Annotated in this window: 10 protein-coding genes and 1 pseudogene; 9 read left to right on the top strand and 2 right to left on the bottom strand. The window is 65.3% G+C overall.

Features of this window, described 5'->3' with window-relative positions; all coding sequences use genetic code 11:
* Window positions 1-4 precede the first annotated feature (4 nt).
* The 5 genes from estP (at window position 5) to IB274_RS16920 (ending at window position 4,685) form a co-directional block, all read left to right on the top strand.
* Window positions 5-1,912, top strand: a complete 1,908-nt coding sequence (estP, locus tag IB274_RS16940; RefSeq protein WP_192433069.1) for an esterase EstP — start codon at window positions 5-7, stop codon at window positions 1,910-1,912.
* Between the two features lie 237 nt (window positions 1,913-2,149).
* Window positions 2,150-3,163, top strand: a complete 1,014-nt coding sequence (locus tag IB274_RS16935; RefSeq protein ID WP_017517185.1) for a class 1 fructose-bisphosphatase — start codon at window positions 2,150-2,152, stop codon at window positions 3,161-3,163.
* On the top strand, window positions 3,163-3,768 hold the full coding sequence (locus IB274_RS16930) for a DUF924 family protein (RefSeq protein WP_192433068.1): 606 nt from the start codon (window positions 3,163-3,165) through the stop codon (window positions 3,766-3,768). The genes IB274_RS16935 and IB274_RS16930 overlap by 1 nt, the downstream gene beginning before the upstream one ends.
* Before the next feature lie 73 nt (window positions 3,769-3,841).
* On the top strand, window positions 3,842-4,096 hold the full coding sequence (gene bamE, locus IB274_RS16925; protein ID WP_192433067.1) for an outer membrane protein assembly factor BamE: 255 nt from the start codon (window positions 3,842-3,844) through the stop codon (window positions 4,094-4,096).
* 37 nt (window positions 4,097-4,133) lie between these two features.
* Window positions 4,134-4,685 (top strand): lipocalin family protein, encoded by a 552-nt coding sequence (locus tag IB274_RS16920; RefSeq protein ID WP_192433066.1) that lies wholly within the window; start codon window positions 4,134-4,136, stop codon window positions 4,683-4,685.
* Window positions 4,686-4,818: 133 nt separating this feature from the next.
* Here the strand turns inward: IB274_RS16920 and IB274_RS16915 are convergent, their stop codons facing one another.
* Window positions 4,819-6,183, bottom strand: a complete 1,365-nt coding sequence (locus IB274_RS16915) for a formimidoylglutamate deiminase (RefSeq protein WP_192433065.1) — start codon at window positions 6,181-6,183, stop codon at window positions 4,819-4,821.
* Window positions 6,184-6,418: 235 nt separating this feature from the next.
* On the opposite strand from IB274_RS16915, the gene hutC reads away from it, so the two are divergent.
* Together hutC and IB274_RS16905 are read left to right on the top strand one after the other, a co-directional pair.
* Entirely contained in the window at window positions 6,419-7,129 is a 711-nt protein-coding gene (gene hutC / locus IB274_RS16910) for a histidine utilization repressor (protein ID WP_192433448.1), read from the top strand.
* Window positions 7,126-7,716, top strand: coding sequence for a HutD family protein (locus tag IB274_RS16905; protein WP_192433064.1), 591 nt, complete (start codon window positions 7,126-7,128; stop codon window positions 7,714-7,716). The genes hutC and IB274_RS16905 overlap by 4 nt, the downstream gene beginning before the upstream one ends.
* Before the next feature lie 237 nt (window positions 7,717-7,953).
* On the opposite strand, the gene hutH is transcribed toward IB274_RS16905, so the two are convergent.
* Window positions 7,954-9,483 (bottom strand): histidine ammonia-lyase, encoded by a 1,530-nt coding sequence (gene hutH / locus IB274_RS16900; RefSeq protein WP_192433063.1) that lies wholly within the window; start codon window positions 9,481-9,483, stop codon window positions 7,954-7,956.
* 234 nt (window positions 9,484-9,717) lie between these two features.
* On the opposite strand from hutH, the gene IB274_RS16895 reads away from it, so the two are divergent.
* Window positions 9,718-10,734 (top strand): ABC transporter substrate-binding protein, encoded by a 1,017-nt coding sequence (locus IB274_RS16895; RefSeq protein ID WP_192433062.1) that lies wholly within the window; start codon window positions 9,718-9,720, stop codon window positions 10,732-10,734.
* Window positions 10,735-11,191: 457 nt separating this feature from the next.
* Window positions 11,192-11,366: pseudogene (locus IB274_RS16890) on the top strand (urocanate hydratase); the annotation flags it as partial.

Here is an 11,366-nt window from a genome sequence, read left to right as displayed (position 1 = left end):
CAGAATGATCAGAAAGGCGCTCACCCCGCTGGCGGCTGCGTGCGCATTGGCCATTGCCACACAGGCCTCTGCAGCCCCTTCGCCGTATTCCACCCTGGTCGTCTTCGGCGACAGCCTGAGCGATTCCGGACAGTTCGCCGACGCCGGCGGCCCTGCCGGCGCCAGCACCCGTTTCACCAACCGTGTCGGCCCAACCTACCTGGACGGCAGCGGCGAGATATTCGGCCCCACCGCGCCGATGATCCTGGGCGGGAAACTGGGTATCAGTGGCACCGACCTCAACCCCTCGACCTCGCTGGTCCCCGACACCGTGGACGGCAACAACTGGGCCGTAGGCGGCTACCGTACCGACCAGATCTACGATTCGATCACCGCTGCCGGTGGCTCGGTGGTCACCTCCGGCTCCAACAGCCGTACCCGCGACGGCTACCTGGTGAACAACCGTGCCGACCCGAACGCGCTCTACTACCTCACCGGCGGCGGCAACGACTTCCTTCAGCTGCGCATCACCAACGACCCCACGGCCCGCGCGGCGGCCGGTCGTCTGGTGGACAGCGTGGATGCGCTGCACAACGCGGGTGCGCGCTACATCATGGTCTGGCTGCTGCCTGACCTTGGCCAGACACCCGCTACCAACGGCACTGCGCTGCAATCCTTCGGCACCCAGCTGTCGGGTATCTTCAACCAGGAGCTGGTCAGCCAACTGGCTGCGTCGAATGCCAACGTCATCCCGCTGAACATTCCGGCGATGTTCAAGGAAGTGCTGGCCAACCCTGGCGCCTACGGCCTGGCCACCGGCCAGAACCTGGTCGGTACCTGCTTCAGCGGCAACAGCTGCCCCGAGAACGCGGTCTACGGCCGCCACGGCAGCAACCCCGACCCGACCAAGCTGATCTTCAACGACGGCGTGCACCCGACCATCGCCGGCCAGAGCCTGATCGCCGATTACGCCTACTCGGTGCTCTCCGCCCCGTGGGAAGCGACCATGCTGCCGGAAATGGCCCTGGGCACGTACAACGCCTACCAGGACCAGTTGCGCAGCCAGTGGCTGGCGGACTGGGAAAACTGGCAGGGCACCGGCCAGTGGCGCGGCTTCGTCACCGGCGGCGCGCAACACTTGGACTACGACGACCAGGACAGCGCAGCCGACGGCTCCGGCTACGGCGCCAACCTGACCCTGGGCACCAGCTACCGCCTCGATGACGCCTGGCGTGTCGGCGGCTCACTGGGCTTCTACCGGCAGAAGCTGGAGCTGGGCTCGGACGATTCCGACTACAAGCTCAACAGCTACCTGGGCAGCCTGTTCGTGCAGTTCCAGCAGAACCGCTGGTGGGCTGATGCCTCCGTGACCGGCGGCAAGCTCGACTTCGACGATGCCAACCGCAAGTTCTCCATCATCAACCACGAGGTAGAGGAGAAGGCCGATACCGACGGCAGCCTCCTGGCCTTCAGCGGCCGACTGGGCTACGACATCGCCCAGGGTGGCGAGAACTGGCACCTGTCGCCCTTCGTCAGCGCCGACTGGGCACGGGTGAAGGTGGACAGCTACGAAGAGGACAGCGGCCGTTCCACCGCGCTGGCCTTTGATGAGCAGAACCGCTACTCCCGCCGACTCGGCGTCGGCCTGCAGGGCAAGCTGGACCTGTCCCAGGAAACCCAGCTGTTCGGCGAGGTCGCCGTGGAGCGCGAATATGCCGACGACACCCAGAACGTCGGCATGAACTTCACCAGCCTGCCGGACGTCGGCTTCAGCCTGCAAGGCTACACCCCGCAGAGCCACCTGCAGCGTGCCACCATCGGCTTCGCCCAGAAGCTGACCCCGGAGCTGTCGTTGCGTGGCGGCTACAGCGCGCACCGCAGCAGCGACGACCTGGCGCAGGGGGTGAACCTGGCCTTGAGCCTGGACTTCTGACCGGATCACGCAAGTGATGTGGGGCGACGGTCGGGTCCGACTGTCGCCCCGCTTTCTTTCCCGCGCGCGCATTGCGCTGCGCGGCTGAAGGTCGCGGCGCCGATGAGCGTCGGGGAACTGCCCGTTCCCGGCGGGCTCCAAGCATTCTGCGAGGTCGCCGTGCAGGAGGCGTCGCGGACGTTTCCACGCTAGAATGCGCCCTGATTTTTTCCACCTTCTTCTCCCCCGGAGCCTTCCATGTCCCGCGTTACCCTGAGCCGCTATCTGATCGAGCAGACCCGCAGTCACAACACCCCGGCCGACCTGCGCTTCCTCGTCGAGGTAGTAGCGCGCGCCTGCAAGGAAATCAGCCATGCCGTATCCAAGGGCGCCCTGGGTGGCGTTCTAGGCAGCATGGGCACCGAGAACGTGCAGGGTGAAGTGCAGAAGAAGCTGGACGTGATCTCCAACGAGATCCTCCTGGAAGCCAACGAATGGGCCGGCAATCTGGCCGGCATGGCTTCCGAGGAAATGGACCATCCCTACCAGATTCCGGGCAAGTACCCCAAGGGCGCCTACCTGCTGGTCTTCGATCCGCTGGACGGCTCCTCCAACATCGACGTCAACGTCTCGGTCGGCACCATCTTCTCCGTGCTGCGCTGCCCGCATGAGTACCTGAGCCAGAACGACAGCCTGCGCGAGGAAGCCTTCCTCCAGCCGGGCACCACCCAGGTCGCCGCCGGTTATGCCATCTACGGTCCGCAGACCATGCTGATCCTGACTCTGGGCAACGGCGTGAAGGGTTTCACCCTGGACCGCGAGTTGGGCAGCTTCGTGCTCACCCACGAGAACATCACCGTTCCTACCAGCACCGCCGAATTCGCCATCAACATGTCCAACGAGCGCCACTGGGAAGCCCCGGTGAAGCGTTACGTCAACGAACTGCTGGCCGGCAAGGAAGGCCCGCTGGGCAAGAACTACAACATGCGCTGGATTGCCTCCATGGTGGCCGACGTGCACCGCATCCTGACCCGCGGCGGCGTCTTCATGTACCCGCGCGACTCCCGTGAGCCGGAGAAGCCCGGCAAGCTTCGCCTGATGTACGAAGCCAACCCGATGTCCTTCATCATCGAACAGGCCGGCGGTGCAGCCACCAACGGCCACCAGCGCATCCTCGACATCCAGCCGGAGAACCTGCACCAGCGCGTTGCGGTGTTCCTGGGCTCCAAGGAAGAAGTCGAGCGCGCCACCGCCTACCACAAGGAAGGCTGATGGCTGCCGCGCCCTGGCAAGCGCTGCTGGACTGGTGGTTCGGCAGCGCGCTGGATGCCAACGAAGTCGCCGCCCAGCGTAATGCGCTGTGGTTCGGCAAGAGCGCCTGCCAGGACGTGGACTCGGAAAACCGTTTCGGCGGCCTGGTGCGCCAGGCCCTGGAAGGCGGACTGCGGGAGTGGGAGCGCGAGCCGCAGAGCTGGCTGGCGCTGATCCTGCTGCTGGACCAGTTGCCGCGCATGGTCTTGCGCGATACGCCGCGTGCCTATGCCGGCGACGCCCGCGCCCAGCAACTGGTGCGCCAGGGGCTGGAGGCGGGTTTCGACCGCCAGCTGCCGCGCATCGAGCGAGTATTCGTCTATATCGTCCTTGAGCACGCCGAAGACCTGGCCAGCCAGAACGAGGCGGTGCGCCTGTTCGAAGCCCTGCAGGCGGAATCCAGCGACAGCGAGAAGGTCCTGTTCGCCGGCTACCTTGCCTACGCGCGCAAGCATCAGGTGGTGATCGAGCGCTTCGGTCGCTTCCCTCACCGCAATGCCATCCTCGGCCGCGAGTCCACGGCCGAAGAAGCTCGCTTCCTCACGGAACCTGGCTCACGATTCTGACTCCAACCCGGCGGCCGAACTGGTCGCCTTGTGCCAAGCTTGTTGGCCTGCCCCCCAAACAATGGAGTTGTCGATGTCCTTCCGCCGCCTCGCGCTCGTCGCGTTCTGTGTCGTCCTGGCCGCTTGCAGCAAAGTGAACCAGGAGAACTATTCCAAGATCAAAACCGGCATGAGCAAGGCCGAAGTCGAGGACCTGCTCGGCAAGCCCACCGAATGCTCCGGCGCACTGGGTGTTTCCAGCTGCACCTGGGGTGATGAGAAAGCCTTCATCAGCATCCAGTACGCCGGCGACAAAGTGCTGCTGTTCTCCGCCCAGGGCCTGAAGTAATTCTGCCCTGGCAGGGCAGGCAGCCAAGGAGAAGCGAATGCGTCGATCCATCACCTGGCTGGCCTGCCTCGTCGCGCTGAGCGGTTGCGCCGGTTCTACCCAGCAACCGCCGCAGACCGCGCAGGTCGACCTCAAGCGCTACGAGGGCACCTGGTACGAGTTGGCGCGCAAGCCGATGTTCTTCCAGCGCCACTGCGCGCAGTCCGAAGCGCACTACCGTCTGCAGGACGATGCCAGTATTGCGGTGACCAATCGCTGCCTGACGAAGGATGGCGAATGGGACCAGGCCACCGGCCGCGCCGAGGCGCAGGTGCCGGGCCGCACCGACAAGCTCTGGGTGCGCTTCGACAACACTTTCTCGCGGATCTTCCCCGGCCTCGCCAAGGGCGACTACTGGGTGCTCTATGTCGACGACGACTACCAGACCGCGCTGGTCGGCAACCCCAACCGCGAATACCTCTGGCTGCTCTCGCGCCAGCCGGTGGTGCCGGATGCCACCCGCATGAAGCTGCTGGAACTGGCCCACGAGCGCGGCTACCAGACTGACGACCTGATCTGGCGGGCGGGGGAACCCTCCACCGCGCCCTGACGAAAAAACGCCCCGAGGGGCGTTTTTTCATGGAAGGGGTCCGGGCCGCTTTTCGTAGGAGCGAGCTTGCTCGCGAACGGCATAGCTCCGTGCCGTGCAGGTTCGCGAGCAAGCTCGCTCCTACAAGGTTCTGTCAGTCCAGTAGCTCGCGCAGCACGTGGGCGAAGTCGCGGGCGCTCTGTTCTTCCAGCGCATGCCGGCCATCGCGCACGCGCCATTGCCCAGCGACCATCACGTCGCGCACCTGTCGATCACCGCCGGCGAACAGCCAGCGGTTGAGAATGGCGTCGCCACGGGCGGTCTGCAGGTAAGGATCGCCGCCATCGAGTACCAGTAGGTCGGCACGCTTGCCCACTGTCAATTCGCCGCTGGGTTGGCCAAGGGCCTGGGCGCCGCCGGCCAACGCCGCGTCGAACAGAGTACGGCCGACCATCGGCTGGTCCTGGCCATAGAGGCGGTTGCGGCGCTGGTCGCGCAGGCGCTGGCCGTATTCCAGCCAACGCAGTTCCTCGACCACGCTGAGCGATACATGGCTGTCCGAGCCGATGCCGAAGCGGCCGTGCTGGGCGAGGTAATCCACCGCCGGGAAGATGCCGTCGCCCAGGTTCGCCTCGGTGGTCAGGCAAAGGCCGGCCACCGCGCCGCTGCGGGCCATGGCCGTCACTTCGTCGGGTTCGGCATGGGTCGCGTGGACCAGGCACCAGCGCTCGTCCACCTCGACGTTCTCGTACAGCCACTGCAGCGGGCGACGGCCGCTCCAGGCCAGGCAGTCGTCGACTTCCTTCTGCTGCTCGGCGATGTGGATGTGCACCGGGCAACCGCTGGAGTCAGCGCCCAGCACCTCGGTGATCTGCTGCGGGGTTACTGCGCGCAGGGAGTGGAAGCACAGTCCCACGCCCTGCTGCGGCCGGGTCGCCAGGTGCGCGCGCAGGCCGTCGATCAGCTTCAGGTAGTTTTCGGTGCTGTTGATGAAGCGGCGCTGGCTTTCACTGGGTGCCTGGCCGCCGAAGCCTGCGTGGGAGTAGAGCACCGGCAACAAGGTCAGGCCGATGCCGGCGTCCGTCGCGGCCTGACTGACGCGCAGGGCCAGTTCCGCCGGGTTGGCGTAGGGCTTGCCGTCGACGTCGTGGTGCACGTAGTGAAATTCGGCGACGCCGGTGTAACCGGCCTTGAGCATCTCGATGTACAGCTGGCGAGCGATGACGCCGACCTGCTCGGGCGACAGGCGGCCGACCAGGCGATACATCAGGTCGCGCCAGGTCCAGAAGCTGTCGTTGGGATTGCCGGCGACTTCCGCCAGGCCCGCCATGGCGCGCTGGAAGGCGTGCGAATGCAGGTTCGGCATGCCCGCCAGCATTGGCCCGGAAACCCGTTCGGCGCCCTCTGCGCTGCCATCCGGGGTGATCGCGGTGAATAGGCCGTCGGCATCGATCTCGAAGCGGACATTGCGCGCCCAGCCGGTGGGCAGCAGGGCGGATTCGGCGAACAGTACGGACATGCGCGGAGGCCTCGCGAGGTTCTTGGAATTTGTATATACATATACAGACGTTTGCCGAGGCCGTAAACTGCCAGGCACCCGACGGTCGCCATAGGACTTGTATGCACCGGTCGAATCCGGTACATGCCGGAGACAGACCCAGGCTTTCGCCCATCGTCGCCCAGACAAGGAGTTTCCCGTGCCCGCATCGCCCACGCCTACCCCGCCCGCCGAGGGTTCGTCGCTCGCCGCGCAGATGGGGGAAATTCCCGCGCCGTTGTATGCCCGCGTCAAGCAGCTGATCATCCAGCAGATCCAGTCCGGCACCTGGCCGCCGCACCACCGCGTGCCGTCCGAGGCGGAGCTGGTCGAAGAGTTGAGTGTCAGCCGCATGACCATCAACCGCGCGCTGCGCGAGCTGACCGCTGACGGCCTACTGGTGCGTATGCAGGGCGTGGGCACCTTCGTCGCCGAGCCCAAGGGCCAGTCGGCGCTGTTCCAGGTGCAGAACATCGCCGAGGAAATCACCGCCCGCGGGCACAAGCATCATCTGGTGGTGATCAGCCTGGTGGAAGAGCTGGCCAGCGCCGAACGCGCCCTGGCGCTGGACGTGCGCGAAGGTCAGCGCATCTTCCACTCGATCATCGTGCACTACGAGAACGACATCCCGGTGCAGATCGAGGACCGCTACGTCAATGCGGCGGTGGCCCCGGATTACCTCAAGCAGGACTTCACCGGGCAGACGCCGTTCGCCTATCTCACGCAGGTGGCGCCCTTGAGCGAGGGCGAGCACGTGGTCGAGGCGGTGCTGCCCAGCCCCGAGGAATGCAAGCTGCTGTCCGTCGACCGCCACGAGCCGTGCCTGCTGATCCGCCGGCGCACCTGGTCCGGACGCAATACCGTCACCAGCGCGCGCCTGCTGTATCCGGGCTCGCGCTACCGCCTGGAGGGACGTTTCAGTTCATGAGCGATATCAAGTTGCTGCGCGCCGCCGACTACCCGGCGATGCCCTGGAAAAACGGTGCGGGCACGACCCGCGAGATTGTCCGCGACGCCGGCGACGGCCTGGAAGGTTTCGGCTGGCGGGTGTCCATCGCCGACGTCGGGGCACCCGGTCCGTTCTCAGCGTTCACCGGTTACCAGCGTGTCATCAGCGTCCTGGAAGGCGAAGGCATGCGACTGAAGGTGGATGGCGTCGATTCCCGCGACTTGCGCGCGCTCGATGCCTTCGCCTTCGATGGCGCCAGCGTGGTGGATTGCACCTTGCTGGGCGGCGCGATCCGCGACTTCAACCTGATCTATTCGCCCGCCCGCTACCGGGCGCGGCTGCAGTGGCTGAAGCTGGAGGGTGCGGCGCACTTCTTCAGCAGCGCATCGACCGTCCTGCTGTTCAGCGTGGGCGAGGGGGTTCACGCTAGCCTGAAGGGTGCGGCCAGCGGTGTGCTGGGGCTGCATGACACCCTGATCGCCGAAGGTGACGGCGCGCTGCGCGAGTGGCGGCTGAAAGTGGCGGGCCGTGCGGACATCTGCGTGATCGAACTCGAAGCACGCTGAGCAGAAAGGGCGCCGGAAGGCGCCCTTTGCTTTTGTAGGATGGCGTGGAGCGAAGTGATACCCATCAATCACTGTGCGGTGATCCGCATGAGTATCGCTGTGCTCCACGCATCCTACGGGCCCCGTGCTGTCCTGTTCGCTCGGAGGCACCCGTGGGGCGCATAAAGCGGAACGCTTTATCCGCCGTCACGACCGGGCGGCGGATAACGCCAGAGGCGTTATGCGCCCTACGCCGAGTTACGAATACAACCGTGCGTAGCCGATCCACCGGCTCATCACCCCGTCCTCCACCCACGCCCGCGCGGCGGCGATGTCCGGGGCGAAGTAGCGGTCCTGCTCGTAGTGCGGCACCTGGCTGCGGATCAGCGTGCGCACTTCCTGCAGCTGCGGAGAGCTTTGCAGCGGCGCGTGGAAGTCGACGCCCTGCGCTGCGGCGAGCAGCTCGATGGCGACCACGCCGGCGCTGTTGCCGGCCATGTCCTGCAGGCGGCGGGCGGCGAAGGTGGCCATGGAGACGTGGTCTTCCTGGTTCGCCGAGGTCGGCAGGCTGTCCACCGAGGCCGGGTGGGCCCAGGTCTTGTTCTCCGAGGCCAGGGCCGCCGAGGTGACCTGAGCGATCATGAAGCCGGAGTTCAGCCCGCCTTCCTTGACCAGGAAGGCCGGCAGCCCGGACATCGCCGGGTCCACCAGCTGGGCGATTCGCCGCTCGGACAGCGCACCGATCTCGGAGATCGCCAGCGCCAGCACGTCGGAGGCCATGGCCACCGGCTCGGCGTGGAAGTTACCGCCTGACAGAACGTCGCCGTCAGCGCTGAACACCAGCGGGTTGTCGGAAACTGCGTTGGCCTCGCGCAGGAAGACGCCTGCAGCGAAGCGCAGGTGATCCAGGCATGCGCCCATCACCTGTGGCTGGCAGCGCAGGGAGTACGGGTCCTGCACGCGCTTGCAGTCGATGTGCGAGTGGTTGATCGGGCTGTCGTGCAGCAGCTCGCGGTACAGCGCGGCGACCGCAATCTGCCCCGGCTGGCCACGCACCTCCTGGATGCGTGCGTCGAAGGGCACGAACGAGCCTTTCAGCGCTTCGACCGTCAGGCTGCCGGCGACTACCGCCGAGATGAACAGCCGCTCCGCCGCGAACAGCCCGCGCAGGGCCAGCGCGGTGGACACCTGAGTGCCGTTGATCAGCGCCAGGCCTTCCTTCGGCCCCAGTACCAGTGCTTCGGCGCCGGCAATGGCGAGGCCCTCGGTGGCTTCGAGGATGCGCCCTTCATGGCGGACCTGGCCGACGCCCAGCAAGGTTGCGGACATGTGCGCCAGCGGTGCGAGGTCGCCGGAGGCGCCCACCGAACCCTGCGACGGGATGCACGGGTAGACCCGCGCCTTGTACAGCTTGAGCAGCGTTTCGATGACCGGCAGGCCGACGCCGGAGAAGCCGCGCGCCAGGGAGCCGATCTTCAGCGCCATGATCAGGGCCACGCAGGCGTCGTCCAGCAGTGGGCCGGTGCCGGTGCAGTGGGAGAGGATCAGGTTGCGTTGCAGGGTGGCTAGCTGGTCCTCGGCGATGGAGGTGCGCGCCAGCAGGCCGAAGCCGGTGTTGATGCCGTACACGGTGCGCTGGTCGGCGATGATCTGGCTGACCGTCTGCGCGCTGCGCAGGATGGCTTCGCGGCATTCATCCGCAAGGCGCAATTCGGGTTGTTGCTGGTAGATGGCGCGCAGCTGGTCGAGGTCGAACTGGCCGGGCGTCAGGAGCAGGGTTTCGGACATGTCAGCATCCTGGATTCGGTGAGGTGTTACCGTGTCGAGTCTTGTATATACAGGTATAGCAATCGCTATGCCATGGCGCGCCAGAGCCTGTGACTTCGTACGTTTTGTCCTTCTGTACGGCGAATCTGCTGGCAGTGAATGTCACCGCCGGTGGCATTTCCAGTCCGATGGTCGTGGGCAAATCGTGGATCGGCGGCTAAACCCAAAGGGACACCAACGCGCCCGGAGACGCCCATGTCCGCCCCCCGTTGCCTGTTTGCCCTGCTGCTGGCCTTCGGTCTCTGCACGCAGACCCTTGCCGCTGGCTGTCCCTACCCGAAACCCGTGGTGTTCGCCGGGCTGAACTGGGAGAGCGGCATGTTCACTACCGAGGTGCTGCGCTTCATCCTGGAGAAGGGCTACGGCTGTCAGACCGACGCCGTGCCGGGTAACACCGTGACCATGGAGAACGCGCTGAAGCAGAACGACATCCAGGTCACCGGCGAGCAGTGGGCCGGGCGCAGCACCGTCTGGCAGCAGGCGGAGAAGGCCGGCCAGGTATTCTCCGTAGGCGAGACGGTGAAGGGCGCCAGCGAAGGCTGGTGGGTGCCGGACTACGTGGTGCACGGCGACGCGAAGCGGGGCATCAAGGCAGTCGCGCCGGACCTGAAATCCGTCAGTGACCTGCCCAGGTACAAGGCGCTGTTCAAGGATGATGAGGAGCCGGACAAGGGCCGCTTCTACAACTGCCCCACCGGCTGGACCTGCGAGATCGTCAACACGCAGAAGCTCAAGGCCTATGGGCTGCAAAGCAGCTACGTAAACTTCCGCACCGGCGCCGGCCCTGCGCTGGATGCGGCGATCAGCTCGGCGATCGCCCAGGGCAAGCCGGTGCTCTTCTATTACTGGGCGCCGACGCCGCTGCTGGGGCGCTTCAAGCTGGTACAGCTGGAGGAGCCACCGTTCGACGAGGCTGCGTGGAAGACCCTGACCGATGCCAACGATCCCAACCCCAAGGGCTCGCGCTCGCTGCCGGCGAAGATCAGTATCGGCGTGTCCCGCGATTTTCACGACAAGGCGCCGGTACTGGTGCAGGTGTTCGAGAAGGTCGAGCTGCCATTGCCGCTGTTCAACGCGCTGCTGGCGGACATGGCCGAGCACCACCGGGACGTGGCGGACGTGCGGGCGAAGTTCTTCCGCGAGCACCGGGAGCTGTGGTCGAAGTGGGTGACGGCAGAGGCGGCGGCGCGGATCGATGCGGCCTTGAAGTAGGGCGGCAGTATGCGGTTCGCGAGCAAGCTCGCTCCTACAGGTGTGCATCGGCGCGCTTGTTGTAGGAGCAAGCTTGCTCGCGAACATCAGCCGCTGCTGTCTTCCATTTCCGCTCGGAAAGAACTTGTCTATACAACTTGTGTCCCTTGGTAGCGAGCGGTGTTACCGAACGCAACGAAACGGTGCAGCGAAGCCTTCTTCTGGTGCGATTGTCTGAAGCACGGCCATGGCTGACAGCTACTCTAGAATCCCTTCTTCTAATTTTTATTCCTTTTAAATCAATAAGATGAATTTATTTCGAGACTGACTGAGGCCCTCCCCAGCCAAGATTGGCCCTTGCTTTGCTTATACTTGTACATACAAGCATAGACATGATGGTTTCGAACCTTCGAAGCTGTCGAACGAACTGCCAAGCCCTCACCGGCTTAAACGATCCGAGCAAGCGAAGGAGCCTTCCGTGACCAAATTCCGCGACGTCGAAATCCGTGCCCCGCGTGGCACCCAACTGAACGCCAAGAGCTGGCTGACCGAAGCGCCGCTGCGCATGCTGATGAACAACCTCGACCCGGAAGTTGCCGAGAACCCCAAGGAGCTGGTGGTGTACGGCGGCATCGGTCGCGCCGCGCGCAACT

Origin of the sequence: Pseudomonas sp. PDM18 (genome assembly GCF_014852585.1) — a bacterium.
GTDB lineage: Bacteria > Pseudomonadota > Gammaproteobacteria > Pseudomonadales > Pseudomonadaceae > Pseudomonas.
The sequence above is the reverse complement of the archived record's forward strand: the minus strand, read 5'-3'. Positions and strand labels throughout refer to the sequence as shown.

What these genes read in the sequence shown, in the direction of transcription:
- estP (WP_192433069.1), top strand. Translation starts at nt 5, where the DNA reads ATGATCAGAAAGGCGCTCACCCCGCTGGCGGCTGCGTGCGCATTGGCC.
- IB274_RS16935 (WP_017517185.1), top strand. Translation starts at nt 2,150, where the DNA reads ATGTCCCGCGTTACCCTGAGCCGCTATCTGATCGAGCAGACCCGCAGT.
- IB274_RS16930 (WP_192433068.1), top strand. Translation starts at nt 3,163, where the DNA reads ATGGCTGCCGCGCCCTGGCAAGCGCTGCTGGACTGGTGGTTCGGCAGC.
- bamE (WP_192433067.1), top strand. Translation starts at nt 3,842, where the DNA reads ATGTCCTTCCGCCGCCTCGCGCTCGTCGCGTTCTGTGTCGTCCTGGCC.
- IB274_RS16920 (WP_192433066.1), top strand. Translation starts at nt 4,134, where the DNA reads ATGCGTCGATCCATCACCTGGCTGGCCTGCCTCGTCGCGCTGAGCGGT.
- IB274_RS16915 (WP_192433065.1), bottom strand. Translation starts at nt 6,183, where the DNA reads ATGTCCGTACTGTTCGCCGAATCCGCCCTGCTGCCCACCGGCTGGGCG.
- hutC (WP_192433448.1), top strand. Translation starts at nt 6,419, where the DNA reads ATGGGGGAAATTCCCGCGCCGTTGTATGCCCGCGTCAAGCAGCTGATC.
- IB274_RS16905 (WP_192433064.1), top strand. Translation starts at nt 7,126, where the DNA reads ATGAGCGATATCAAGTTGCTGCGCGCCGCCGACTACCCGGCGATGCCC.
- hutH (WP_192433063.1), bottom strand. Translation starts at nt 9,483, where the DNA reads ATGTCCGAAACCCTGCTCCTGACGCCCGGCCAGTTCGACCTCGACCAG.
- IB274_RS16895 (WP_192433062.1), top strand. Translation starts at nt 9,718, where the DNA reads ATGTCCGCCCCCCGTTGCCTGTTTGCCCTGCTGCTGGCCTTCGGTCTC.